Origin of the sequence: Nonomuraea sp. NPDC050328 (genome assembly GCF_044459405.1) — a bacterium.
Taxonomy (GTDB): Bacteria; Actinomycetota; Actinomycetes; order Streptosporangiales; family Streptosporangiaceae; genus Nonomuraea.
Genome location: NZ_JBITIW010000012.1, coordinates 77,591 through 102,246, shown reverse-complemented (window position 1 = coordinate 102,246; position 24,656 = coordinate 77,591). Strand labels below are relative to the sequence as shown.

General features: G+C 71.3%; 22 protein-coding genes and 2 pseudogenes. 14 read left to right on the top strand and 10 right to left on the bottom strand.

Annotated features, from left to right (window positions below; genetic code table 11):
• The first annotated feature begins 1 nt into the window (after position 1).
• The 4 genes from ACIBG7_RS35825 to ACIBG7_RS35810 all read left to right on the top strand — a co-directional run bounded on the left by ACIBG7_RS35825 (position 2) and on the right by ACIBG7_RS35810 (position 5,254).
• On the top strand, positions 2–991 hold the full coding sequence (locus tag ACIBG7_RS35825) for a carbohydrate ABC transporter permease (RefSeq protein WP_397339137.1): 990 nt from the start codon (positions 2–4) through the stop codon (positions 989–991).
• A complete protein-coding gene (locus ACIBG7_RS35820) occupies positions 988–1,827 on the top strand; it encodes a carbohydrate ABC transporter permease (RefSeq protein WP_357934407.1) in 840 nt (279 codons plus the stop codon). The genes ACIBG7_RS35825 and ACIBG7_RS35820 overlap by 4 nt, the downstream gene beginning before the upstream one ends.
• Positions 1,828–1,943: 116 nt before the next feature.
• Positions 1,944–3,476: a beta-N-acetylhexosaminidase gene (locus ACIBG7_RS35815; protein ID WP_397339136.1), complete on the top strand. Its 1,533-nt coding sequence runs from the start codon at positions 1,944–1,946 to the stop codon at positions 3,474–3,476.
• Complete coding sequence (locus tag ACIBG7_RS35810) at positions 3,473–5,254, top strand: alpha-L-fucosidase (RefSeq protein WP_397339135.1); 1,782 nt, start codon at positions 3,473–3,475, stop codon at positions 5,252–5,254. The genes ACIBG7_RS35815 and ACIBG7_RS35810 overlap by 4 nt, the downstream gene beginning before the upstream one ends.
• Before the next feature lie 103 nt (positions 5,255–5,357).
• Here the strand turns inward: ACIBG7_RS35810 and ACIBG7_RS35805 are convergent.
• Both ACIBG7_RS35805 and ACIBG7_RS35800 read right to left on the bottom strand, forming a co-directional pair.
• Positions 5,358–5,435, bottom strand: a pseudogene (locus ACIBG7_RS35805) (hypothetical protein); the annotation flags it as partial.
• Between the two features lie 20 nt (positions 5,436–5,455).
• Positions 5,456–5,620 (bottom strand): hypothetical protein, encoded by a 165-nt coding sequence (locus ACIBG7_RS35800; protein WP_397339134.1) that lies wholly within the window; start codon positions 5,618–5,620, stop codon positions 5,456–5,458.
• Positions 5,621–5,675: 55 nt separating this feature from the next.
• Here ACIBG7_RS35800 and ACIBG7_RS35795 point away from each other — a divergent pair, with 55 nt between their 5' ends.
• Positions 5,676–6,275 carry a TetR/AcrR family transcriptional regulator C-terminal ligand-binding domain-containing protein gene (locus tag ACIBG7_RS35795; protein ID WP_397339133.1) on the top strand — a complete coding sequence of 200 codons (600 nt, stop codon included), beginning with the start codon at positions 5,676–5,678 and terminating at the stop codon, positions 6,273–6,275.
• 61 nt (positions 6,276–6,336) lie between these two features.
• On the top strand, positions 6,337–7,749 hold the full coding sequence (locus ACIBG7_RS35790) for an FG-GAP-like repeat-containing protein (RefSeq protein WP_397339132.1): 1,413 nt from the start codon (positions 6,337–6,339) through the stop codon (positions 7,747–7,749).
• A gap of 242 nt (positions 7,750–7,991) precedes the next feature.
• On the opposite strand, the gene ACIBG7_RS35785 is transcribed toward ACIBG7_RS35790, so the two are convergent.
• Positions 7,992–8,897: an oxidoreductase gene (locus tag ACIBG7_RS35785; protein ID WP_397339131.1), complete on the bottom strand. Its 906-nt coding sequence runs from the start codon at positions 8,895–8,897 to the stop codon at positions 7,992–7,994.
• Between the two features lie 130 nt (positions 8,898–9,027).
• Here ACIBG7_RS35785 and ACIBG7_RS35780 point away from each other — a divergent pair, with 130 nt between their 5' ends.
• Positions 9,028–9,891: a helix-turn-helix transcriptional regulator gene (locus ACIBG7_RS35780; RefSeq protein ID WP_397339130.1), complete on the top strand. Its 864-nt coding sequence runs from the start codon at positions 9,028–9,030 to the stop codon at positions 9,889–9,891.
• Positions 9,892–9,976: 85 nt separating this feature from the next.
• Here ACIBG7_RS35780 and ACIBG7_RS35775 read toward each other — a convergent pair whose 3' ends face one another.
• Positions 9,977–10,768, bottom strand: coding sequence for a DUF2785 domain-containing protein (locus ACIBG7_RS35775; RefSeq protein ID WP_357934387.1), 792 nt, complete (start codon positions 10,766–10,768; stop codon positions 9,977–9,979).
• 183 nt (positions 10,769–10,951) lie between these two features.
• Between ACIBG7_RS35775 and ACIBG7_RS35770 the strand changes: the two genes are divergently transcribed.
• Positions 10,952–11,410 carry a DUF5990 family protein gene (locus tag ACIBG7_RS35770; RefSeq protein ID WP_397339129.1) on the top strand — a complete coding sequence of 153 codons (459 nt, stop codon included), beginning with the start codon at positions 10,952–10,954 and terminating at the stop codon, positions 11,408–11,410.
• Between the two features lie 204 nt (positions 11,411–11,614).
• Here the strand turns inward: ACIBG7_RS35770 and ACIBG7_RS35765 are convergent.
• Positions 11,615–12,229 (bottom strand): annotated as a pseudogene (locus tag ACIBG7_RS35765) (alpha/beta fold hydrolase); the annotation flags it as partial.
• A 454-nt stretch (positions 12,230–12,683) separates the two neighbouring features.
• Here ACIBG7_RS35765 and ACIBG7_RS35760 point away from each other — a divergent pair.
• Entirely contained in the window at positions 12,684–14,213 is a 1,530-nt protein-coding gene (locus tag ACIBG7_RS35760; RefSeq protein WP_397339128.1) for a protein kinase, read from the top strand.
• A gap of 114 nt (positions 14,214–14,327) precedes the next feature.
• On the opposite strand, the gene aceA is transcribed toward ACIBG7_RS35760, so the two are convergent.
• Positions 14,328–15,614 carry an isocitrate lyase gene (gene aceA, locus ACIBG7_RS35755; protein WP_397339127.1) on the bottom strand — a complete coding sequence of 429 codons (1,287 nt, stop codon included), beginning with the start codon at positions 15,612–15,614 and terminating at the stop codon, positions 14,328–14,330.
• 261 nt (positions 15,615–15,875) lie between these two features.
• Between aceA and ACIBG7_RS35750 the strand changes: the two genes are divergently transcribed.
• Positions 15,876–17,348 carry a helix-turn-helix domain-containing protein gene (locus tag ACIBG7_RS35750; protein WP_397339126.1) on the top strand — a complete coding sequence of 491 codons (1,473 nt, stop codon included), beginning with the start codon at positions 15,876–15,878 and terminating at the stop codon, positions 17,346–17,348.
• Positions 17,349–17,399: 51 nt separating this feature from the next.
• Positions 17,400–18,320: a glucosyl-3-phosphoglycerate synthase gene (locus ACIBG7_RS35745; RefSeq protein WP_397339220.1), complete on the top strand. Its 921-nt coding sequence runs from the start codon at positions 17,400–17,402 to the stop codon at positions 18,318–18,320.
• On the opposite strand, the gene ACIBG7_RS35740 is transcribed toward ACIBG7_RS35745, so the two are convergent.
• Positions 18,310–19,353: an MCE family protein gene (locus tag ACIBG7_RS35740; RefSeq protein WP_397339125.1), complete on the bottom strand. Its 1,044-nt coding sequence runs from the start codon at positions 19,351–19,353 to the stop codon at positions 18,310–18,312. The genes ACIBG7_RS35745 and ACIBG7_RS35740 overlap by 11 nt on opposite strands.
• Before the next feature lie 88 nt (positions 19,354–19,441).
• On the opposite strand from ACIBG7_RS35740, the gene ACIBG7_RS35735 reads away from it, so the two are divergent.
• Positions 19,442–20,653 carry an acyl-CoA dehydrogenase family protein gene (locus ACIBG7_RS35735; protein ID WP_397339124.1) on the top strand — a complete coding sequence of 404 codons (1,212 nt, stop codon included), beginning with the start codon at positions 19,442–19,444 and terminating at the stop codon, positions 20,651–20,653.
• Here ACIBG7_RS35735 and ACIBG7_RS35730 read toward each other — a convergent pair.
• Complete coding sequence (locus tag ACIBG7_RS35730) at positions 20,631–21,653, bottom strand: hypothetical protein (RefSeq protein WP_397339123.1); 1,023 nt, start codon at positions 21,651–21,653, stop codon at positions 20,631–20,633. The genes ACIBG7_RS35735 and ACIBG7_RS35730 overlap by 23 nt on opposite strands.
• 82 nt (positions 21,654–21,735) lie before the next feature.
• Here ACIBG7_RS35730 and ACIBG7_RS35725 point away from each other — a divergent pair, with 82 nt between their 5' ends.
• Positions 21,736–22,314, top strand: a complete 579-nt coding sequence (locus ACIBG7_RS35725; RefSeq protein ID WP_397339122.1) for a TetR/AcrR family transcriptional regulator — start codon at positions 21,736–21,738, stop codon at positions 22,312–22,314.
• Here ACIBG7_RS35725 and ACIBG7_RS35720 read toward each other — a convergent pair.
• Complete coding sequence (locus ACIBG7_RS35720) at positions 22,308–22,823, bottom strand: TetR family transcriptional regulator (protein ID WP_357934510.1); 516 nt, start codon at positions 22,821–22,823, stop codon at positions 22,308–22,310. The two genes, ACIBG7_RS35725 and ACIBG7_RS35720, sit on opposite strands and share 7 nt — an antisense overlap.
• 103 nt (positions 22,824–22,926) lie before the next feature.
• Here ACIBG7_RS35720 and ACIBG7_RS35715 point away from each other — a divergent pair, with 103 nt between their 5' ends.
• On the top strand, positions 22,927–23,364 hold the full coding sequence (locus tag ACIBG7_RS35715) for a nitroreductase family deazaflavin-dependent oxidoreductase (protein WP_357934362.1): 438 nt from the start codon (positions 22,927–22,929) through the stop codon (positions 23,362–23,364).
• 10 nt (positions 23,365–23,374) lie between these two features.
• On the opposite strand, the gene ACIBG7_RS35710 is transcribed toward ACIBG7_RS35715, so the two are convergent.
• Entirely contained in the window at positions 23,375–24,598 is a 1,224-nt protein-coding gene (locus tag ACIBG7_RS35710; RefSeq protein ID WP_357934360.1) for an MFS transporter, read from the bottom strand.
• Between the last annotated feature and the right edge of the window lie 58 nt (positions 24,599–24,656).

The following is a 24,656-nucleotide window of genomic DNA, read 5'->3' as shown; positions in this document are numbered from 1 at the left end:
GATGCCGACCACGCAACTCGACCGGGCCCGTCCGGCGGGCCCGGCCGCCGAACCACCGCGCCGCCCTTCCGTGTGGCGCCGCGTCCGCGCCAACGGCTGGTCGTATGCGTACCTGCTGCCCTTCGCCGTGCTCACCGGCGCCTTCACCGTCTACCCGATCCTCGCCTCGCTCGGCTACACCCTCTACGACTGGGACGGGATCGGGGAACCGACCGACTTCGTCGGCCTCGCCAACTTCCAGGAGGTCGTCGCAGACTGCTACTTCTGGAACTCGCTGGCCAACGCCGCCCTCTACACGGTCGTCCTGGTCCCGGTCCAGCTCGTCCTCGCGCTCGCCCTGGCGCTGGTGCTGAACAACCCGAAGCTGCGCGGCTCCACGTTCTACCGGGCGATCTACTTCCTGCCGGCGGTCACCTCGATCGCGATCGTCGGCATCGTCCTCAAGCTGATGCTGGCCAACTTCGGCGACGCGCTCAGCGCGCCGCTGGCCGGGCTCGGCCTCATCGACCAGCCGCTGCAGTTCCTCGGCGACCCCGACACGGTGTTGTGGACGGTCATCGCCATCGGCATCTGGAACACCCTCGGCTACAACCTGATCTACTTCCTGGCCGGGCTGCAGACCATCCCGAAGGACCTGTACGAAGCCGCCCAGCTCGACGGCGCCGGCCGGTTCGCCCGGTTCGCGCACGTCACCGTGCCGGGGCTGCGCAACGTCGGCGTGGTGATCGTCTTCCTCGCGATCATCGGCAGCCTGCAGGTCTTCGACCTGGTCATGGTGCTGACCGGGGGCGGCCCCTTCTTCGCCTCCGACGTGGTCAACACCTACGTCTACCGCCAGGCGTTCGGCCAGGTCGGGACCGGCGTGGTCACCGAGCCGGACATCGGGCTGGCCTCGGCCGCGTCCTTCTTCTTCGGGCTGCTCCTGCTGGTCCTGACGGCCGGACAGATGCTGGCGATCAAGAAGCTGCGGGCCCGCAAGGAGCGCACATGACCACCTTCCGTACGGCTTCCGCACGCCGCGCGCTGACCCACATCCTGCTGCTCGGCTTCGGCTTCGCCTACCTCTACCCGTTCCTGTGGGCCGTGGGCAGCTCGCTGAAGTCGAAGCTCGACTTCCTCGACGGCGGGCTGAGCCTGATCCCGCCTGCTCCACGCTGGGAGAACTACACCCAGGCCTGGCAGGAGGCCAGCTTCGGCACCTACTTCATGAACACCCTGATCATCTCGGTGGTCAGCGTGTTCTTCACGCTGCTGTTCACCGCGATGGCCGGGTTCGCCCTGGCCAGGACCACCTTCCCGGGCAGGAAGATCGTGATCGGCGTCATCATGGTCACCTTCCTGCTGCCGCACGGATACACGATCATCCCGGTGTTCGACCTGGTGAACGCGCTCGGGCTGCTCAACACGCTGTGGTCGGTGATCATCGTGCAGGTGGGCGGCGGGCTGGTGTTCGGCACGTTCATGTTCATGGCCTACTTCTCCACCATGCCGCGCGAGCTGGAGGAGGCCGCGCGGGTGGACGGCGCCGGCTTCAACACGTTGTTCTTCCGCGTGATGCTGCCGCTGGCCAAACCGATGGCGGCGACGCTCGGGCTGTTCACCTTCATCAGCTCGTGGAACAACTTCTTCCTGCCGCTGGTGTTCACGCTGGGCAAGCCCGAGCTGCGCACCGTCGGCGTGGGCCTGTACGCCTTCACCAACCAGACCACCACCAACTGGACGCTGCTGTGCGCCGGGGCGATCATCTCGCTCGCCCCGATCGTGATCGTGTTCGTGGTCGCCCAGCGCTACATCGTCGAGGCCATCGCCGGGGCGGTGAAGGCGTGAGGCGGAAGGAGGTGGGCGAGCGAGGTGACGCCCACCGGCGACTCCACGGTGACGCACACCTGATCCGCGACCTCTACCTGCACGCCGACCGGCTGTCCGCCTGATCTGGAGGCACTGTGCACCTCATTCCCCGTCCCGCCCGCCTCACCACGACACCGGGCGTCTGGCGGCTCACGCAGGCCACCGGCCTCGTCGCGGACGCCGGCGCCGGCGAGGCCGCTGAACTCCTGCGCGAACTGATCGGCGGACCCGCGGGAAGCAAGCTCCTTCCGGCCACCGAGCCGGGCCCGGACACCATCCGGCTACGGGTCGGCCCGCAGCTCGCCGACGAGGCGTACCGCCTCTCGGTCTCCGCCGCGGGGGTCGTGCTCACCGGAGGCCGGCGCGGGCTTCCGCTTGCCGTACAGACCCTGAGACAACTGCTGCCGCCCGACATCTTCGCCGGTGGCCGGCCGGCCCGGGCCGAGTGGCCGGTGCCGCATGTGGAGATCGAGGACGCTCCCCGCTTCGGCTGGCGCGGCGTGCTGCTGGACGTGGCCCGCCACTGGTACCCGGTGGAGTTCCTGCATCGCCTGGTGGACCTGGCGGCGCTGCACAAGCTCAACCGCCTGCACCTCCACCTGACCGACGACCAGGGCTGGCGGATGGAGATCGAGCGCTACCCGCGGCTGACCGAGGTGGGCGCCTGGCGCGCGGAGACGATGCTCGGCCACTACACCGAGGGCCGCTACGACGGCGTCCCGCACGGCGGCCACTACACCAAGCGCGAGCTGCGCGACCTGGTGGCGCACGCGCGGGCCCGAGGCGTCACGATCGTCCCCGAGATCGACATGCCCGGGCACATGCGCGCGGCCATCGCCGCCTACCCCGAACTCGGCGACGACCCCGATCGCGCGCTGCCGGTGGCCACCGCCTGGGGCGTGCACGAGCAGGTCCTGAGGCTGTCGGAGGAGACACTCGAGTTCTGCCGGAACGTCCTGGAGGAGGTGCTGGAGGTCTTCCCGGGCGAGTGGATCCACCTGGGCGGCGACGAGTGCCCGACGAAGGAGTGGGAGCAGTCCCCCTGGACCCGGGCGCGCGTGCGGGAGCTGGGCCTGCCCGGCGTCGACGCCCTGCAGGGCTGGTTCACCGCTCGCATGGCCGCCTTCCTGGCCGGGCACGGGCGGCGGCTGATCGGCTGGGACGAGATCATCCAGGGCGGACTGCCGCCCGGCGCGATCGTGATGTCCTGGCAGAGCGAGCAGGGCGGCGTCGACGCCGCGCGCGCGGGACACGAGGCGGTGATGTGCCCGCACACGCCCACCTACTTCGACCACTACCAGGCCGATCCGGCCCGGGAGCCGCTGGCCATCGGTGGGCTGACCACCCTGGAGGACGTCTACGCCTACCGGCCGGTCCCCGCCGGGCTCGACGACGACGACGCCGAGCGGATCCTCGGCACGCAGGCCCAGTTGTGGAGCGAGTACCTGCCCACCGCGGCGCACGTCGAGTACATGGCCTTCCCCCGGCTGTGCGCCCTGGCCGAAGTGGCCTGGGGCACCGCGGGGGAGTACCCCGAGTTCGCCGCACGCCTGCTCGGCCACCGGGAACGACTGGATCACCTCGGCGTGGCCTACCGCCGCCCGGTGGAAGCGGAGGCAGGACGATGACGACGGTGCTGGTCGACGTGCGCTTCGCCGGCACGTTCACCGCCGAGGAGCGCTACACCCCCGCCACCGGCGAGGTGGGCGCCCTGCGCAGGCTCACCGGGCGGGAGGTGATCCGGCCCGGGCGCGGACTGCTGCTCGGCGGGGGCGACGAGGGCGTCGCCGCGGCGATCGAGCCCGATGGCCGCGCGCTGGCCGTGGAGGCGCGGTTCATCCCGCACGGCCGGACGGCCGAGCGGGTGCTGCTGCTGACACCGGAACAGGACCCCCCGGATGGGGTGAGGGTGAGCGGGGGAGAGGTGGTGGTGTCCGGACTAGCGGGCCTTCTCCTGCGGCTGCGTGTGGTCGCGTTCACCGGCGCGTTCGATCCCTCCCTGCTGGAGGAGTCGTCACCCGGCTGGCGGGTGCCGATCGGCCCGGGCGACGACGTGGTGGCACGGGCGGCGCTGGTACGGCCGGCCGAGCGGCAACTGGCCTGGCAAGCGCTGGAACGCACCGCGTTCCTGCACTTCGGCGTCAACACCTTCACCGGCCTGGAATGGGGCTACGGGGACGAAAACCCCGACCTCTTCCAGCCCGAGGATCTCGACACCGACCAGTGGGCACGCGCACTCAAGGCCGCGGGCTTCACCTTGGCCATCCTGACCGTCAAGCACCACGACGGGTTCGTCCTCTACCCCTCGGCCCTGACCCGGCACAGCGTGGCCTCCTCCTCGTGGCGCGGCGGCGAGGGCGACGTGCTGCGGGAGTTCGCCGACTCCATGCGGGCACACGGCCTGAAGGTCGGCGTCTACATCTCACCGGCCGACGAGCACGAGCCGTCCTACGCCAACGGCAGCGCCCGCACGCCCAGGCGGATCGGCGCACTGACCTTGCCGGCCACCGACTACGGCGCCTACATGCTGGGCCAGCTCCACGAGGTGCTGACCGGGTACGGCCCGATCGACGAGGTGTGGTTCGACGGCTCGCAGGGCCGTATCCCCGCAGGCCAGGTGGAGGACTACGACCTCGACAGCTGGTACGCGCTGATCCGGCACCTCGCGCCCGACGCGGTGATCGCCAACTGCGGGCCCGACGTGCGCTGGGTCGGCAACGAGAACGGCCTGGCCCGGCCGGACGAGTGGAACGTGGTCCCCGTCACCGTCGAGCGCGGTCGCGTCGACGTGGCCCAGTACGATGCCCCCGACCTCGGCGGGCGCGACTTCCTCGCCCGTACGGCAGGCGAGGTCCTGCAATGGTGGCCGGCCGAGGTGGACGTGAGCATCCGCCCCGGCTGGTTCTTCCACGCCGAGCAGGAGCCCAAGTCCGTCGACGAACTGATGACGATCTACTACGAGTCGGTCGGCCGCGGCGCGGTGCTGCTGCTGAACGTGCCACCGGACCGGCGCGGCCGGCTCGCCGAGGCCGACGTGGCGGTGTTGCGCGAGTGGTCGGCGCGGATCGATCGCGAGGTCGGCCACGACCTGGCCGCCACGGCCGTCCGGACGGTCCACGGCGATGGCCTGACGCTGGACCTGGGCAGCGCGGTCCGGGTCGAGCGGGTGATGCTGGCCGAGGACCTGCGCCACGGTCAGCTCATCGAGTCGCTGGTGATCGAGGCGGAGGAGGCCGGCGGCTGGCGGCGGGTCGCCGCCTGCGGGACCGTCGGCGCCAAGCGCATCCTCGCCCTCCCCGCCCCGGCCGAGGCGCGCCGCTTCCGGGCACGGGTGCTGCGCTCCCGCGCGCCGTTCCGGCTGCGGGAGTTCCGCTTGTTCGCCTCGCCGCCCCCCGGTCAGTCCTGAGACGGGAGGGGGCCGAGGTCGGTGCTGTTGCGTTCGAAGAGCTGGCGCCGATCTGCCGTTCCTGCTTCTGGATCGCCTGGGTGACGCGCGCGGTCGAGACGTGCAGCCGGGCGGCGGTGCGGCCGAAGTGCAGCTCCTCGGCCAGGGTCAGGAAGATCTCGATGTCGCGCAGTTCCAACACGGGAAGAGCCTTCGCGTGGGTCAGCTTCGCCGGTACGTCAGCCGGCGCAGGGCGGCCTCGGCCGGTTCCCGTAGCCAGCCCGGGTCCGCGCGCTGCCCCAGGCCGACGAGGAGTCCGATGATCGCCGCGTACGCGAGCCCGCCGGCAAGGCCGGTGGCGCGACGGACATGGCTGACCTCTCCCATTGAAGGGTGCTTCCGCGGATTTAAGATGACACCGGGGTCGAACAAGGGGCGACGAGTGGGAGAGCACAGCGGCCGGACGCGGCGGAGCGCCGAAGAAGTGGCCAGCGCCATCCACGCCGCGGTGCTGGAGGAGGTCTGGGAGGTCGGCGTCGGCCGGCTGACCATGGAAGGCATCGGCAGGCGGGCGGCAACCGCCCGCACCACGCTGTACCGTCGCTGGTCGGACCCGATCGAAGTGCTTCTCGACGCGCTCTACCACGCGCATCCGGTCGAGGAGCCCACCCCGGGAGCCGACGATCTGCGCGGCGACCTGATCCGGTCGCTCCAACTGATGCGGGCCTGGATGCTCAGCCCGGCCGGGCGGGCGGTCGCCGCCATCCTCACCGATCCCCTGGGCGCCGCGCAGGTCTCCGAGGCGCTCTTCGAGAAGGTCTTCGCCCGGCGGGGAGGCACGTTCACCAGCACGGTGCTGCGGCACTACGCCGACCGCGGCCACTTCCCCGCCGCACTGGTCACCCCCGTGGTCGCCGATATCGGCGAGGCACTGGTCACCAAGCGCCTGCTGGACGGCCGGCCTCCCAGCGACGCGGACCTGGCCGACATCGTCGACCAGGCCATCCTCCCGGCCATCGGGCTCGCCGCTGACAGCGGTTGACCCGCTGCTCGCTCCATCCGCGCACAAGTGGTCTCCAAGCGTGACCGATCACCATGCAGTCATGCACGCTCGCAAGATCCTTCAGTCGGCGGCGGTCCTCGCCCTCAGCGCCGCCCTCACCCTCCCCGCCGGTCCCGCTCAGGCGGCCGCCGGTCCGAACACCGACTTCAACGGCGACGGTTACAACGACCTGGCCGTCGGCAGCCCGAGCTATCCCGGCTATCCGGGCACCAAGAACTCGGGTCTGGTGGCCGTCCTGTTCGGCGGGCCGGACGGGCTGACCTACAACCGGCACATCATCCGCCCCGCGCCCGGCTGTACGGCAGGCGGGCTGCCCTGCGAGGCGTGGGGCGTGAACCTCAGCGCAGCCGACGTGGACGCCGACGGCAGGACCGACCTCATCTCCCGGGGACACTACGACCTGCAGGTCGACTCCTGGACCTCCCAGGGGACCGCCACGCTCGAGCGCCGCGTCTACGGTCACCGTACGGCTCCCTGGAGACTGATGAGCGGCCAGTTCGACGACCAGCCGGGAACCGACATCGTCGGACCGACGAGAGGCGGCTACTGGTTCAGCGTCGGCGGCTGGTACAACAGGTCCGCGAATCTTCTCTTCACCGACTTCGCGGATGACAGCTACCTCACCAAGGAGACGAGCGCCGCCTCCGGTGACCTCGACGGCGACGGCAAGCTGGAGATCGCGGTCGTCGCCGGCCGACACTCCGGCGCAGGGGAGCTGGGGCCCCACCTGTGGCTCATCGACGATCCGCACCGGCCCCAGGTGCAGCTCACCACGCTGGGCTCGCCGTCCACCTGCACCTCGCCTCCCTCCTACGGCCAGGGCTGCCCCAAGGCCGACTCCGAAGTGGCGATGGGCAACGTGAACGGCGACGGGCACGACGACCTGGTCATGCTCACCCCGAGCACGGCCTCGCTGCAGGTCTGGTACGGCAGAGCCACCGGCCCGTCCTCCGCCCCCGGCTACACCGTCGACCTGTCCTCGCTCGCCACCAGCGCCGAGCTCGGCCCAGGCCTGGCCGTGGGCGACGTCAACGGCGACGGCTGGGCCGAGATCGTCATCGGCGCCTCCAAGGCCACCGTCTCCGGCCACAGCGAAGCCGGCGCCGTCATGGTGATCCCCGGCTCCGCCACCGGCCCCGTGATCAAACGAGCTCAGCTCGTCACGCAGGACGGCATCGGGCCCGTCGGCGGAACCGCCCTGGCCGACCCGATCGCGGAGCAGTCCAAGCCCGGCGACCGCTTCGGGCAGGCCATCACGATCACCGACCTCACCGGCGACGGCAAGGGCGAGGTCATCGTCGGCGCACCCGCCAAGAACGGCGGCAGCGGCATGCTGGCCGTCCTGTTCGGCTCGGCCACCGGCGTCTTGACCAGTACGGCCCAGGCCGTCCACCCCAGCCGGTACGGCCTCAACTCGACTCAGGCCTACTTCGGCGGGGTTTTGCTGAAATAGGCGGCAGCCCAAGGGCCTGTTCAGCCCCCTCTCGCCCCTGAAGGACGACGCCTTCCCTGCCGTCATCGCCGAAGGGGAGGGGCAGACCTCGCCCGGATCGAGCAAGCTTCCATGACCGCAGCTTCAGACGCCCGCTCTGCTCGTGATCCCACAGGAGTCGGCGCGGCGGGGTGGTCGCCCTCGTCCCGTGAGGCGGTCCGGTGCTAGGGCACATTACTCCGGACGGCCGGGGGCCGCAGGGGTCACAGGTAACTGACGCCGGTAAGTTCCTCGGCCGCCGCCCAGAGCCGCTTGCCGACGGCCGGATCGGCCGCCTCCCGGCTGAGCCGGGCCTCGGCGACCGGCCCCCACGTCTCCCAGAGCCTGGACGGCCCGAAGAACTGGCCACCCCGCACGTCGGGATCGGTCGCGGCGCGCAACTGCGGCAGCGCGCCCTGCTCCACCGACTGGGTGGCCAGCAGGCCCAGTCGCGCGATCAGCTGCCCGAACCGGCCACGATGCTCCCAGGCACGTGGCGTCAGGTTGGTGCGGGTGACACCGGGGTGGGCCAGCGTGCTGGCGATCGGCGATCCGGCGGCGCGCAGGCGGCGGTCCAGCTCGACGCCGAAGATCGTGGTGGCGAGCTTGGACCGGCCGTAGGCGGCAGTGGCCCGGTAGTCGCGTTCGGACATCAGGTCGTCGAAGTCGAGGTGCGCGTTCTTGTGGGTGATCGAGCTGAGACTGACCACCCGGCTTCGCCTCGCCGCGGCGAGCGTGTCGAGCAGCAGGCCGGTCAGCGCGAAGTGGCCCAGCATGTTGGTGGCGAGCTGCAGCTCGAAGCCGTCGGCGGAGGTACGGCGCGGCCCGAGGAGCACCACGCCGGCGTTGTTGACCAGCAGGTCGATCGCCGGGTGGTCGGCGGCCAGCTTCGCGGCGAACGTGCGTACCGAGTCGAGGGAGGCCAGGTCCAGCTCGCGCACCTCGACATCGCCGCCGATCCGGCGCGCGGCCTCCTCCCCGGCGGCGGTGTTGCGTACGGCGAGCACGACCTGGGCGCCGCGGCGCGCCAGCTCGCTCGCGGTGATCAGGCCGAGGCCCGAGTTCGCGCCGGTCACGACGGCGATCCGGCCGTGCTGGTCGGGGATGCGGTCGGCGGTCCATCCGGTCATCTGCGGCTCCTGCGGTATCGGTGCGGTAGACCGGCGACGCTAGGCGCAGTGCGGGCCGCTTCGATCGTTCTCGGCCGCCTAGGTCTGCGGGACCTACCTTGGGCGCCCAGCGAGGCGGCACACTTACGGCATGAGCAATCCGTACGCCCGTGAGCTCGGAGATTTCCTGCGAGCCCGGCGCGGCAGGCTGCGTCCGCACGACGTCGGACTGGAACCGGGCGGCCGGCGCAAGGTCACCGGGCTGCGGCGCGAGGAACTGGCCTTGCTGGCCGGACTGAGCACCGACTACTACCAGCGGATGGAGCAGGGCCGGGAGGTGCGCCCGTCCGACGACGTCCTGGACGCGCTCGCCGGCGCGCTCGGCCTCGACCCCGATGAACGCCGCCACCTGTTCGCCCTGGCCCGCGCCGCCCGGCGCCCGCTACCCACCCGGGTGGACCGTGGACCGGAAAGCGTGCCGGACAGCACCCGGCGGCTGCTGCGGGTGATGCACACCCCGGCGGTCGTGCTCGGCCGGCACCTCGACCTGCTCGACTGGAACCCGATGGCGGAGGCGTTGCTCGGCTCCCCGGACGCTTACCCGCGCCACCGGCTCAACATGCTCCTGCTGATGTTCGACGACACGATGACCGGCGAGCGGAGCTGCCCGGACTGGGAGCGGCAGGCCCTGGACTACATCGGCATGATGCGTGCCGCCGTCGCCGCCGACCCCACTCACCCACGCGCCACCGCGATCGTCGGCGAGCTGAGCATCCGCAGCGCCGAGTTCCGGCGATTGTGGGCCCGGCACGACGTCCGCGCGTCGGTCAGCGGCACCAAGACCTTCCGGGTCCCCGCGGTCGGCGACATCGTCCTGGACTGGGACACCTACCCGCTGCTCGGCAACCCCGGCCCGGTCATGCTGGTCTTCACCGCCGAGCCGGGCACCGCCGACGCGGACCGGCTGCAGCTCCTGGGCTCATTGCACGCGACCCGCTCGTCGCTCCCCAACTAGTTCCACATCAGGCGGCGTAGGCATGGCGGTTGCGCTGGATGACGTGCGTCTCGGCCGGTCAGCGTGAGGCGGAGCAGCCCTCCGGTCAGGCGTACTGGAAGTGCTCGGCCAGCACGGACCCGAGCTTCTCCTTGATCGCGGCACCGTGTGGGAGCGCGACCGGTGTCGCATCTCGTCGTGTCCGCACCCCCTCTCCGGCCAGAATGTAGAGAACTCGCAGCGTGCGAATGGTGTTGGCAGCGTGGGCGGGGATCGGCCCTCGTGGCAGCGCGGCCAGGTCCGCCGCCACCGTCTCCAGCCAGCCGAGCGCCTCCACAACCGTCAGCTCCGGCCGGGTCAGGCATCGCGCGATGGCCTGCGCCAGGCGCTCGTCCTCCTGCTGCGCGAACACGTATGCGGTCGGAGCCAGGAGCCTCGCCGCCGCCAGTTCCAGCATCGCCGCCGGCCGCACCGCGGGATGCTGCCCGAAGGTGCCGAGCAGGTCGGCGCCGTGCGCCACGGCGTGCAGCCAGCCCAGCCGCTCGTCATACCCGCGCACGTCGGCTTCCGCGGGGAACCAGCGGGTGAAGGCCGCTTCCCAGCCGGAGGCGTAGTCGCCCTTGGAAACGATCATGTCGAGGATCAGCGGGGCGAAGGTTCGAGCCTGGATCTCGTGGTCGTCGAACCGGGCCGCCATCACCGACCCGATCTTGGCCCGCCGCTCGGCGTCGATCACATCCCGCTCGATCCACGTGGACAGCACCGCATACGCGTGCCCGTCGCGGATGATGGGATCGGGGTCTCGTACGGCCTGCACCAGTTCTTCCACGAGCTCGTCGAACGGCCGGTCAGCGGGGACGACACAGTCATTCGCGCGAACGGCTTCCCAATCGGTCATACGAGCATTGTCCCTGATCAGCGGTATGTCATCGCTGCCCGCGCGCGAACTGCCCCGGGTCGCGGCTGCCGTACAGGAAGACTCACCTCGGCGAGGATCGGATCGGCTTTTGGCGCTTGGCCTGACAGGGAGGTCCTTGTCCGCCAGTCGCCGGCGTGGCTGGTCGAGGGGCATGATGGTGGCGTGCTGATCCGCATCGAGGCGTCCGATCTGCCGGGCCGCGTCTGTGGGCGGGAACCCGGATTTCCCGGCTACGCCAACATCCACGTCGGTGTGCAACGGCGCCAGCGGCGCGAGGAATTGCTCGGGCTGACGCCCGGCGACGCCTCCTCGGCGGTCTGGGAGCTGGAGGTGACGCCGACCCGGACGGAGCCGGGTTGGGATCTGCGTGGCCCGTTCGTGCAGGGCGGACCCGGCGGCCGGTTCGTCTACCTGTCGTGGGGGACGGTCGATGATGCCGGGGCGATCGCGATGTTCCGGCGGGCCAAGCTGCACCTGGACGCGGTTCCCGCCCCGGTGCTGGAGGACGCCGTGGCCGGCGGTGTCCTGGTGGCGCGGCTGGGGTTGACCGACGCCAAGGGGCAGCCGTTGTGCGCGGCGGTCCGCCCGCCGCTGGTGGAGTGGTCGGCCCGCTCTGGTTGACGGCCGCCGTTCGCGGTGCGGGGTGGACGGGCCGGTCGGGATGTTGCACACGCAGCCCACGTTTGACCTTCCAGCGCACTCCGTCCCACCGTGAACGGAACCATCCAGGACCCGATCCCCGCCGCCCTCCGACAAGGGCAAGCGGTGCGGCCCTTCGGTGGCCGGCGCCTCCTGGGTCCTCGCCGAGGGCCGCGCGGGGTGTCGTCAGGCTCCGCCCGGGCTTGCACCGGTTCCTTGGCCCGGCTGGTTCAGGTCGAGGTCAGCGAGGAAGGCCAGGATCGCCTTGGTGGTCTCGCCGGGGTGGGTGAGCAGGCCGCCGTGTGCGGCGCCGGGGATCTGCGTGAACTGCCCTCTGGGGAGCGCGTCGGCGGCGATCTGCCCGCAGGAGGGCGGGAAGTACAGGTCGTGTTCGTAGGCGAGCACCAGCACCGGCGCGGTGATCTGGCCGAGGGCGGCCATGCGGTGCTCGTCGCGAAGCCATCGGTCCGAGGCCGCCGACTGGCCGTTCTCGCCCTCGGTGGAGGTCCACACCGCTTCCTGGGCGCCGAGGAGCGTCTGCAGCCGCATGAAGGCGGGCGAGAGCCGGCCGGTGGTGGCGATGAGCTCGGTCTCGGCCTCCAGCACGGCGTCCAGCACGCCGGTCAACGGCCCGGCCCCGGCCAGCAAGACGGCCGCACGTACCAGGTCGGGGCGGGTACGGGCGAGGAGCTCGGCGGTGAAGCTGCCCAGGGAGTAGCCGACCACGACGCTCGGGCCCAGTTCGAGTGCCTCGATCAGGCCCGCGACATCGGCGGCCAGGTCGTCGACGGTGTAGGGGGCGGCCGACCAGCACCACCGCGGGCCCCGAACCGGCCCGCTCGTAGCCGAGCCGGACGCCGTTCACCACTACCGAGTCCATACCGTCTCCCTGCGCGCCGCCCGCCGCGCGGAAGTTCCACGCCCGGGTCTGCTGGATCAACGCACCATGTGGGGCGATAGATCCCCGACGGCTCCTCGTCGACGCTAGGAGATCCGGGCGAGCGCGATGGCCGCCACAGCGGGGATGCACTCAGGGCCGCCGCCTTCGGAGCCCTCATGGTGGTCCGAGAAGCCGGCGCTCCCCGGCAGTGCCACAGGGCTCACAAAAGCGCAGATGTCACACCCCTTACTCACCAAACGGCAAGACTCGCCTTACCTCCGATACCCCTTATGAAAGACATGCGGAAACCCTCCAGCCATGGGGCCAGAGTGTGCCTTGTCATGACCTCAAGGCGAGCTGAGAGGCGATATCCGGATGGCGCGAGCTGAGGGCATGCCCCTGGGCGTGCGGCCGCTCACGGTGGGAGATCCGGTCATCATCGGCCGGTACCTGCTGCTCGGACGGCTCGGTTCGGGCGGCATGGGTGTGGTGTACCTCGCCGAGCATCCGCGCGGCGGGCTCGTGGCGCTGAAGACGCCGCACGCGGTCCACTTGAACGACGCGACGCTGCGGGCGCGGTTCGCCGAGGAGGTGACGCTCTCGCGGCGCGTGGTGCCCTTCTGCACGGCCGCGGTGATCGAGGACGGGGTGGACAACAACCGCCCCTACCTGGTGAGCGAGTACATCCGCGGGCCGGCGCTGTCGTCGGTGGTGGCCGCGCGCGGGCCGCTCACGCCGGATCTCGCCTACGGGGTGGCGCTGGGCGCGGCTGCCGCGCTGGTGGCGGCGCATGACGCGGGGCTGGTGCATCGCGATCTCAAGCCGGGCAACGTGCTGTTGTCGCCGCAGGGGCCGTGTGTCATCGACTTCGGCATCGCCCGTGACGTGGACACGGCGACGGCGCATACCCAGGCTGGGCAGGTCATGGGCAGTCCGGGGTGGGTCGCGCCCGAGCGGTTGACCGGGGGGCCTGCCGTACCGGCGTCGGACATCTTCGCGTGGGGCTGCCTGGTGGCCTATTCGGCGACCGGCCATCACCCGTTCGGGTCGGGCGAGGCCGATGTGGTGACGCGGCGGATCCTGCTGGAGCAGCCGCGGCTGGAGGGGGTGCCGGCGCTGCTGCGGCCCGCGGTGGCCGCCGCGCTGGTCAAGGAGCCGGCCGAGCGGCCCAAGGCGGCCGACCTGCTGCGGGCGCTGCTGGCGGCCGGTGGCGTCGGGGACCCGTGGGACCTGCGCGAAGCCGTACGGCGGGTGCTCGACGAGATCTGGACCGCCGTGCCGTACCCGCCGGCGGGGGAGCGGCGGCCCGAACGCCGGCCGCCGCCCGAGACCTCGCCCCGGCGGCGCCGCGCCCGCCAGGGCGCGCACCTGTCGCACGCCAGCTTCGCGGCGCTGGCGACGGTGTCCATCGCCGCGCTCACCGTGGCCGCCGCAGGAGGGGGCGGCACGGCCTTCGGCGGCGCTCAGGCGCCGGAGACCGTGCCGATCATCCGCAACCACGGGAGCGCGGCCTCGACCATCCGGCCCACGGTGGCCGGGACCTCCGGGGTGGCCACGCCGCCGGCGGTCGAGCCGACGCGGCCGACCGTGATCGTCACCCGGACGCGGGAGGCCAAGCCGCCGAACGTCGCCGCAGTGCGGACCACTCCGCCGCAGGTCACCGAGGAGATCCGGCCCGACCCGCCCGGGTCGAGGCCCGGCGACTGCGTCAACCCGGCCGGGCGCAAGCGCGGCAAGTCGAAGCACTGCCCGGAGCCGTCGTCGGGGATCTCCACGATCCCGCAGGAGGGTCCGGGGGAGACCGAGACGCCGACGCCCACGCCGAGCCAGACGCCGACCCAGATCCCGCAGGAGGGGCCGGGCGAGGAGCAGCCCAGCGCGTCACCGTCGACAAGCGGCGCTTAGGGCCCCAGGAACAGGCTGAGAGGCCGGACCCGGGAGAGGTCCGGCCTCGATCAACAGGGTTCGCCTGTTGCCTTCCCGCCGGCCCGTTCCCTGGAAGAGCCCGCGGAAAGCGTCCTAGTGGGCCGTGGCGAACTGCTCCTCCTCCGTCGAGCCGCGCAGCGCGGTGGTCGAGGAGTCGGGCGAGATGGCCGTGCTGACCAGGTCGAAGTAGCCGGTGCCGACCTCGCGCTGGTGCCGGGTGGCGGTGTAGCCGCGCGACTCGGCGGCGAACTCGGCCTCCTGCAGCTCGACGTAGGCGGTCATGCCCTCGCCGGCGTAGCCCTGGGCCAGGTCGAACATCGAGTAGTTGAGCGAGTGGAAGCCCGCCAGCGTGATGAACTGGAACTTGTACCCCATGTGCCCGAGTTCCTTCTGGAACTTGGCGATCGTGGAGTCGTCGAGGTGCTTCTTCCAGTTGAACGACGGCGAGCAGTTGTAGGCCAGCATCTGGTCGGGGTACTCGGCCTTGATCGCCTCGGCGAACTCGCGGGCGACGTCGAGGTCGGGCGTGGAGGTCTCCATCCAGAGCAGGTCGGAGTGCGGCGAGTAGGCCAGGCCGCGGGCGATGCAGGCGTCGACGCCGTTGCGCACCCGGTAGAAGCCCTCGGCGGTGCGCTCGCCGTTGGTGAAACGCTGGTCGCGGGGGTCCACGTCGCTGGTCAGGAGCGTCGCGGCCTGGGCGTCGGTCCGCGCGATGATCAGGGTCGGGACGCCGGAGACGTCGGCGGCCAGGCGGGCGGCGTTGAGCGTCTTGATGTGCTGCCCGGTCGGGATGAGGACCTTCCCGCCGAGGTGGCCGCACTTCTTCTCGGAGGCGAGCTGGTCCTCCCAGTGCACGCCCGCCGCGCCCGCGGCGATCATGCCCTTCATCAGCTCGAAAGCGTTGAGCACGCCGCCGAAGCCGGCTTCGGCGTCGGCCACGATCGGGGCGAGCCACTCCCGCTCCTCGCCCTCCGACCAGGTGATCTGGTCGGCGCGCAGCAGCGCGTTGTTGATGCGGCGCACGACGGCCGGCACCGAGTTGGCCGGGTACAGCGACTGGTCGGGGTAGGTCTGCGCGCCGAGGTTGGCGTCCGCGGCCACCTGCCAGCCGGAGAGGTAGATCGCCTTCAGCCCGGCCCTGACCTGCTGCACCGCCTGGTTGCCGGTGAGCGCGCCGAGGGCGTGGACGTAGTCTTCGGTGTGCAGGAGGTCCCAGAGCCGCTCGGCGCCTCGGCGGGCGAGCGTGTGCTCCTCCTGGACGCTGCCGCGCAGCTTCACCACGTCTTCGGCGGTGTAGGTGCGCTCCACGCCCTTCCATCGGGGATTGGTGTCCCACTCCTGCTGCAGCTGCTCGGCAGCTCCCTTGAGGCGATCGCTCATCGTTCACTCCTTTTGTCGTCCCCTGGGTGCTTGTGCCGAGTGTGTGCCCGGAATCAACCCATGGGCAGCCCCTCTGCGGCAGCGAAGAACGAAGAAAATTCGCTATGGGAAAATACTGACAGGTATTCCAAAGAGAAAATTTCGCAAGTTTTCCAGTTGGCCTAGACCAATCCGGTACGGCAGGCGCAGCCGGGCACCCCGGCCGACACGGGCTGCCGCAGGGAGTAGAAGAAGTACAGAATTTCTGTCTAAGATGCCGACATGGCCTCCTTGCTGAGCGAAGAACCGCTGTCTTTGACGCAGGAGCTGGATCTGATCGCCTTCGGGCAGCGCCTGCGCCACCTGCGCAAACAGCGCGGGCTGACACTCTCCGACCTCGGCGAGCGGGTGGGCCGCGCCCCCTCGCAGCTCTCGCTCCTGGAGAACGGCAAGCGCGAACCGAAGCTCACCCTGCTCAAGGGCCTGGCCTCGGCCCTCGGCGTACCGGTGGAGGAGCTCCTGCGCCGCCAGGCGCCCAACCGCCGCGCCCAGCTCGAGATCGAACTGGAGGAGGCCCAGCGCGATCCCATCTACGCCGCGCTCGGCCTGCCCAAGCTCAAGGTCTCCGCCCGCGTCCCCAACGACGTCCTCGAACACATCCTCGGCCTCTACGGCGAACTGCGCTCCCGGCAGGCCAGAGGCACCGCCACCCCCGAGGAGGCCAGGGCGGCCAACGCCGAGCTGCGCCGCCGCCAGCGCGAGCTGGGCAACTACTTCCCCGACATCGAGCAGGCCGCCGCCGAGGCCCTGGCCGCCGTCGGCTACCGCACCGGCGCCCTGTCGCAGTCGACCGTCCAGGCGCTGGTCACGCACTTCGGCTACACCGTGCACACCGCCCAGGACCTGCCGCGCTCGGTGCGCTCCATCGCCGACACCCGCAACCGGCGCATCTACGTGAAGAACGAGCAGCTCGGCATGCACACCCCGCGCACCATCCTGCTCCAGACCATCGGCCACCTGGCCCTCGGCCACGGCAAGCCGCGCGACTTCGCCGACTTCCTGCGCCAGCGCACCGAGGCCAACTACTTCGCCGCCGCCGTCCTGGTGCCGGAGAAGACCGCCGCGACCTTCCTCCAGGAGGCCAAGCAGGCCCGCGCGCTGTCGGTCGAGGACCTGCGCGACGTCTTCGCCGTCTCCTACGAGATGGCCGCCCACCGCTTCACCAACCTGGCCACCACCCATCTCGGGCTGGTCTGCCACTTCGTGCGCAACGACGCCGGCGGGATCATCTACAAGGCCTACGAGAACGACGGCATCGTCTTCCCCGCCGACGAGCAGGGCGCGATCGAGGGCCAGCGGATGTGCCAGCAGTGGTCGGGCCGGCAGGTCTTCCTCTCGCCCGACCGGTTCTCGGTGTTCTACCAGTACTCCGACTCGCCGACCGGCACGTACTTCTGCGTCGCGCACGTGGACCCCTCGCGCGAGCGCGACTTCGCCATCACGCTCGGCGTGCCGTACCGGGAGTCGCGCTGGTTCCGCGGGCGCGAGACGACCAACCGCACCAAGTCGGGCTGCCCGACGGGGGACTGCTGCCGCCGCCCGCCGACCGAGCTGGCCCAGCGCTGGGACGGCTTCGCCTGGCCCTCCGCCCGGGCCAACTCCCACGTGCTCGCCGCGCTGCCGCCCGGTTCCTTCCCCGGCGTGGACGAGGCCGACGTCTACACCTTCCTCGAACGGCATGCCGTACGGGGCTGAACTAGGCTTTCGGGGGAACGATCGTGACGGGGGAGACGAATGGGTGAAGCCATGCTGCCCGCGGTGGAGGCCTGGCTGACCAGCCGTACCTCGTCGGCGGGGGACTGGCCGCCGGCGCGGCTGCTGGAGTTGAAGCAGGACACCACGGTCAGCGTCGTGCTGCCCGCGCGCGACGAGCGGGAGACCGTGGGGGAGATCGTCCGGGTGGTGCTGGACGAGCTGGCCGGGCTGGTGGACGAGGTGGTCGTCATCGACTCGCGCTCGGCCGACGACACCGCGGTGGTCGCCGCCGAGGCGGGGGCCGCGGTGTTCGCGCAGGACGAGATCCTGCCCGGCCTCAAGCCGCTCGACGGCAAGGGCGAGGCGTTGTGGAAGTCGCTGGCCGTGACGTCCGGGGATCTCGTGGTGTTCGTAGACGCCGATATCCGGAAATTTCGGGCGGAGTTTGTCAGTGGCCTGCTCGGGCCGCTCCTCGACGACCCTTCGGTGGTCTACGTGAAGGGCTGCTACGACCGCCCCCTCGACGGCGCCCCCACCGGCGGCGGCCGCGTCACCGAACTCGTCGCCCGCCCGCTCATCAACCTGCACTGGCCGCTGCTGTCCGGCTTCATCCAGCCCCTGTCCGGCGAGTACGCCGGCCGCCGCAGCGCCCTGGAGCGGGTGCCGTTCATCTCCGGCTACGGCGTCGAGCTCGGCCTGCTCGTCGACCTGCTCGACCTCGCCGGCCTCGATGCCCTCGCCCAGGTCGACCTCGGCTCGCGCGCCCACTCCCACCAGTCCACCGAGGCCCTCGGCGGCATGGCCGCCCAGATCATGCTCGCCGCCTGGTCCCGTCTGGAACGCCAGGGCAAGATGGTCGCCGTCGAGGAGCCCGCCACCCGCCTCACTCAGTTCCGCCGCGCCGGCTCCGGCCACGAACTGCGCATCCGCGACATCTCCATCGCCGAACGCCCCCCGATGCTCAGTCTCTAGGGACTCGGGGGACCAGCCCGCCCAGGGTCTCGTCCAGCAGGGGTTCGCAGCGTTCCGGTGGCACGCCCATCGAGTGGGTGAGCGAGCACAGCCACAACCCCAGGTCGTCGGTCTGCCCGTTCAGGTCGAGGCGGGCCCGGAACGTCCCGGACTGGGCGTCGTAGGCGTTCGCGGCGTTGTTGAGCGCGGCGGGGGCGGTGTCGAGGAAGGTGGCGAGCGCCGCGCGATGCTCGTCGAGCAGCTTGCTGAGCCGCGCCAGGTCGCGCGTGCCGGCGGCGACCTCGTCGCGGTTGTCCTCCACGAAATGCGCCACCTGCGTCAGGGTGCCCGACAGGGTCCTGAGCACGGCGCGGAGCTGTTCGCGGTCGTCGTGGAGGTGGCCGGTCACCTCGGCGACGCCGTCCAGGAAGCGACGGACCGCCGCGTCGTCCTCGGCCAGGCCGCTGGTGACCGTGGCCAGGTCGCGGACGGTGCCGGCGACCTCGTCCCGATTGCCGGCGAGCACCTCGGCCGCCGCGCCCAGCCCCTCGACCGTGTCGGCGATCTTGCCGCCCTGGCCGTCGAAGGTGCGCGCCGAGATCCGCAGCAGCTCGGCCAGCGCGCCCTCGCGGTTGGCCCCCCGCGGACCGAGCGCCACCGCCAGCTCGTCGAAGCTCGCCATCGCCTCGTCGATCTCCACCGGCACCCGGGTATCGGTGATCGTCGCGCCGTCGGCCAGCGAAGGCCCCGTCGTGTACGGCGGAGCAAGCTGGACGAACCGGTCGGCCACCACCGACCTGGACACCAGCACCGCCTGGACCCGGGCCGGCACCTTCGCCTGGACCGCCATCCGCACCCGCACCCGGGACCCCTCCGGCACGACCGCCTCGACCTCGCCGACCTTCACGCCGAGCACCCGCACGTCCGACCCCGGATACAGCCCGACCGTCCGGTCGAACAGCGCGGTGACGCGCGTGGCGGGCGCGGGCCGCAGCAGCAGGTACCCGGCCAGGGCGGCGAGCGTGGCGAGCACGGCGAGCGTCCAGCGGTTCATGGGTGACGGCCACGCTACCGAACGTGAGGCCGCCGGGCGGGCTTCACCCGAAAGCTACCGACCGGTAAGGTGTTACCGGAGGTAACACATGGACGGCAGCTTCTCCCTGGACCTGAGTCCGGACGTGATCGAGGTCCGCGACTGGGTCCGCAGCTTCTCCCGCGACGTCATCCGCCCGGCCGGCGCCGAATGGGACGAGCGTGAGGAAACCCCCTGGCCCGTCCTCCAGGAAGCCGCCAAGATCGGGCTCTACTCGCTCGACTTCTTCGCCACCCAGTGGTTCGAGCCCTCCGGCCTGGCGCTGCCGGTCGCGTTTGAGGAGATCTTCTGGGGCGACGCCGGCATCGGCCTGTCCCTCGTCGGCACCGGCCTGGCCGCTGCCGCCCTGTCGGCCAACGGCACGCCGGAGCAGATGGGCGAGTGGCTGCCCCAGATGTTCGGCACCGAGAACGACGTTAAGCTCGGCGCGTTCTGCGCCTCCGAGCCCGACGCCGGCTCCGACGTCGGGGCCATCCGGACGCGTGCCGTACGCGACGGATCCGACTGGATCATCGACGGCGTCAAGACCTGGGCCACCAACGGCGGCATCGCCGAGGTGCACGTCGTCGTCGCCTCCGTCGACCCCGCCCTCGGCACCCGCGGCCAGGCCACCTTCGTCATCCCGCCCGGCACCCCGGGCCTGTCCATGGGGCAGAAGTTCCGCAAGCACGGCATCCGCGCCTCGCACACCGCCGAGGTCGTCCTCGACCGGGTCCGCGTGCCCGCCTCCTGCCTGCTCGGCGGCCAGGACAAGCTCGACGCCCGCCTCGCCCGGGCCCGTGCCGGCGAGCGCACCGGCCAGCAGGGCGCGATGCGCACCTTCGAGACCACCCGGCCCACCGTCGCCGCCATGGCCGTCGGCATCGCCCGCGCCGCCTTCGAGTACGCCCGCGACTACGCCCGCGAACGCGAGCAGTTCGGCCGCAAGATCGGCGAGAACCAGGCGATCGCCTTCCTGCTGGCCGACATGGCCACCCGGGTGGACATCGCTCGGCTGATGACCTGGCGCGCCGCCTGGATGGCCCGCAACGGCCGCACCTTCGACCAGGCCGAGGGCTCGATGTCCAAGCTCGTCGCGGGGGAGACGGCGGTGTGGGTCACCGAGCAGGCGATCCAGGTCCTCGGCGGGGCGGGGTACACGCGGGAGCATCCGGTGGAGCGGTTCCACCGGGACGCGAAGATCTACACCATCTTCGAGGGGACCAGCGAGATCCAGCGGTTGATCATCGGGCGGGCGGTCACCGGGCTGCCGGTGCGCTGACCTCCTCACCCTGCAGTCGTAGCGTGCCGAGTTCCGTCATGCGCTCGGCCGCGTAGGACGGGTCGATCAGGGCTTCGGGGGTGTACAGGCCCGGTGGCACTGGGTCGCCGCGCAGGCCGAGCAGGCGTTCCAAGCCCAGGGCGATGCCGAGGGCGGTCAGCGGGCGCTGGCCTGCGGGGTGGACGAGCCATTGGCTGGTGCTGAGCGGGGTGCCTGCCGGCCCGCTGCCTTGCAGGTCGAGGTGGAGCTCGAGGGAAGGGGCGTCGCCGCGGCGGCGGCCGGTGGACTCGCCGACGGCGAAGTCGAAGCGGACGTTGGGGGCGCCGGTCGCGAGGGCGAGGCTCGGGACGTCGAGGGTGGCGATGGTCTGGCCGGGCAGGACGGACCCGTCCATGCTGGGCACGTCCACCTGGGCGGCGGTGCCGGTGGCCCAGGTGAAGACGCCGTCGCGGCGGATCAGGCCGGCGGAGGTGACCTCCATCAGGCGCTCCAGGTCCTCCAGAGCCGCGGGGCCGCCGGCGTCGTGCTCGTCCAGCACCGCGGCCACCCGGATCGTGTCGAGGCGATCGAAGTCGCGGGCGGCGTCCATCGCGGCCAGCACGACGAGTCCGGCCAGGAAGTGGCTGGCCAGGAGGATCGGGGCGGCCGTCGTGCGCTGGGCGCCGGCGATGACCTCCGGGGTGATGTCCACCAGGCCGTTGGAGATGCTCAAGTACGGCACGCCGCGATCCTGCGCGAAGCGCAGCCCGTTCAGGTGGGAGTCCCGCACCGCTGCCACCACCGCCGTGAAGCCTGGTTCGGGCGGCAGGCCGAGGTCGGCGCGCCGCAGGTCGAGGGTGGCGGGGGTGGCGTTGCCGAGGTCGGCGGCGACCCGCCCGGCGCGTTCGAGGTCGCGGCCCGCGACGGTCAGCGGCAGGGCCGGGTACCACCGCCGCAGGAGCGCGGCCGTGCCCGCCCCTGCCTGGCCCGATCCGCCCATGATCAGTACTGACTGGTCCATGGCTGAGCTCCTTTCAGCTAAGCTACATTTTGTAGCCTACATTTTGTAGCTTAAGCTGGAGTCCTCACGCAAGGGAGGAAAAGTGGGCACTCCGCCGACCCGGCTGTCCAAGGAGGCCAGGCGCGAGCAACTGCTCGACGCGGCTCTGACGATCGTGCGTACTCGGGGGGCCGACGAGCTGACCTTGCCCACGCTCGCCGAGGTCGCCCGGGTGAGCCGGCCGATCGTGTACGACCACTTCGCCACCCGTGCCGGGCTGTTGCTGGCGCTCTATCTACGGCTGGATGAGCAATACCGGGACCGGCTGGCTCAGGCGTTGCGGGACGCCGAGCCGGCCGCCTCGCGGGTGGCTCGCGTCATGAGCGAGGCGTACTTCACCTGCGCCACCGACCTGCCGGAGTTCACCGCCGTGTCCGCCGCGCTGAAGGGCAGTCCGGCGCTGGAGGCCACGCAGCGCGACATGGTCGAGCACTACGCCACGCTGATGGCTACGGCTCTACGGCCGCACTCGGGCCTCGACGGCGAGGCGCTGCGGCTGCGCTGCGTGGGGGTGCTCGGGGCGGCGGAGGCCGTGGCCGCCGAGCTCAATCGCGGGCGAGCTACTGCCGAGGACGCTGTCGCCGCGTTGACCGATCTCATTCTGGGCACGCTGCGTCACTGACGGCAGGCCGCCGAGCGGAGGGTGCGATGGAGGTGCTGGGGCAGGGGGCCGCCCTGGTCGAGCCAGTCCTCGACGGAGAGCCGCACGGCCGCCATGACCAGGGCCGCGATCAACCGGGGGCCGGCGTCGGTTTCGGTGAGGCGCGGGGTGATCAGGTCGGCGATGGTCTGCTCGTAGCGCTGGTGGTGGCTCAAGGTCCAGGCGGACAGGGTGGCCGAGGCGCGGGTGAGTTCGGCGGCCTCGCGCGTCTGGGTGCACGCGGCCTCGTCGAAGGCGGCGAGGATCGCTTCGATCGCGGGCAGGTGGGACGGCTGGCGGGCCAGGGCGTCGATGACGGGGTCGAGGAAGGGACGGGTGAGGCCGTCGGCGACGGCGCACTCCTTGCTCGGGAAGTAGCGGAAGAACGTCGCGCGCGAGACCCGGGCGTCCTCGGCGATCCGGTCGACAGTCGTCGCCACGAGCCCCTGCTCGACCGCCAGTTTTGCGGCGGATAAGGCGATACGCGCCATGGTGTCGCGTCTCTTGCGGTCTCTCCAGCCATCGGCTTCACTACGAGACATAGTCTCATTTTAGGCCTCGTCTCATGTCGAGCCCAGAGTGTCTGGAGGCGCGATGCCGCTGACCGGCGAATACGAACCGAGCCCTGCCGACTTCGTCGCCAAGCAGGTCGAGCTCTACGAACGCACCGGGGGCGCGGAGGGCAACACCCTGCGCGACCGGCCGGTCATCATCCTCACCACCAAGGGCGCGAAGTCGGGGAAGATCCGCAAGACGCCGCTGATGCGGGTGACCGACGGCACGGCCTACGCGGTCGTGGCCTCCCAGGGCGGGGCGCCGACGAACCCGCTGTGGTACCACAACATCGTGGCCGACCCGCACGTGACCTTGCAGGACGGCCCGGAGCCGCGCGACTACACCGCCCGCCAGGTCGAGGGCGAGGAGCGGGCGCGGTGGTGGGACCGGGCGGTGGAGGCCTGGCCCGACTACGCCGAGTACCAGAAGAAGACCGACCGGGAGATCCCGGTCTTCGTGCTCGAACCGTCCGCCTGAGCGGCCCGGGTCAGGCCTGGCGCGCGGCCTCGGGCTCGTCGTGCGTGATGTGCAGCAACTGCCGCCAGAGCGCCACCACGAAGACCGCCGAGCCGGCGAAGGCGAACCAGAACGGCGCGGTCACCCCGTAGTGCGAGGCCAGCGCGCCGCCGATCAGCGAGCCCACGACCAGGCCGCCGAAGACGCAGAGGGTGTTGACGCTGCCGACCCGGCCCTGCAGCTCGTCCGGTACGGCGCGCTGGCGTACGGTGACCGAGGTGGCGCCCCAGATGAAGGCGTGCGCGCCGAAGAGCAGGAAGATCACCGACGCCATCCACGGCGAGGTGGTGAGCGCGAGCCCCAGATGGGTGAGCGTCTCCAGGATCAGCCCCACGCGCATGATCACCCCGAGGCTGAACCGGCGGGTGATCGCCCCGTACAGGCCGGTGCCGACGAGCCCGCCGACCGCGCCGACCGTGGTGATCAGGCCGAACCCGATCGAGCCCAGGCCGAGCCGCTCGGTGGTGTAGAGCACCAGCACCGACCAGGCGGCGCCGAAGGTGAAGTTGAAGATCAGGATGGTGAGGACCAGCGTCCGCACCGCGGCGTGCCGTACCGTCCAGCCGAACCCCTCCTTGAGGTCCTGCCACAGTCCCGCGCCGCCGGTGCCGTTGCGCCGCCCGTGCGGCGGCAGCTTGATCCGCGAGATCATGACCAGCCCGGCCGCGACCAGCAGCGCCTGCCCGGCGAACGGCCACGCCGCGCCGACGGTGAACAACAGCGCGCCCAGGGGCGGCCCGGCGAGCTGGTTGAACGTGATGAACCCGGTCTGCAGCCGGGCGTTGGCGACCAGGAGATCGTCCCGGGAGACCAGCATCGGGGTGAGCGTCGAGGTGGTGTTGTCGGCGAACACCTCGGTGACCCCGATCAGCGCGAGGGCGACCAGGGCCAGGGTCACCGTGACGCTGCCGGTGGCGATCATCGCGATCAGCGCGGCCACGAGCGCCAGCCGTACCACGTTGGCCACGAGCACGATGCGCCGCCGGTCGAGCCGGTCCGACAGCACGCCCGCGTAGAGGCTGAACACCAGCGGCGGGGCCCAGCCGATCAGCGCGCCGAGCGAGATCAGGAACGGATCTCGGGTCAGTGAGAGGATGAGCAGCGGTGCCGCCGCCATCGCCACGCCGTCGCCGAAGTTGGTCGCCCAGCTCGAACCGAGCAACCAGCGAAACGATGACCCCAGTCGTTCGGGCATGAAACGCCCCATAACCCCGCGCAGCACAAACACAGGAGCTTACGGCGGGGCCCGGGTG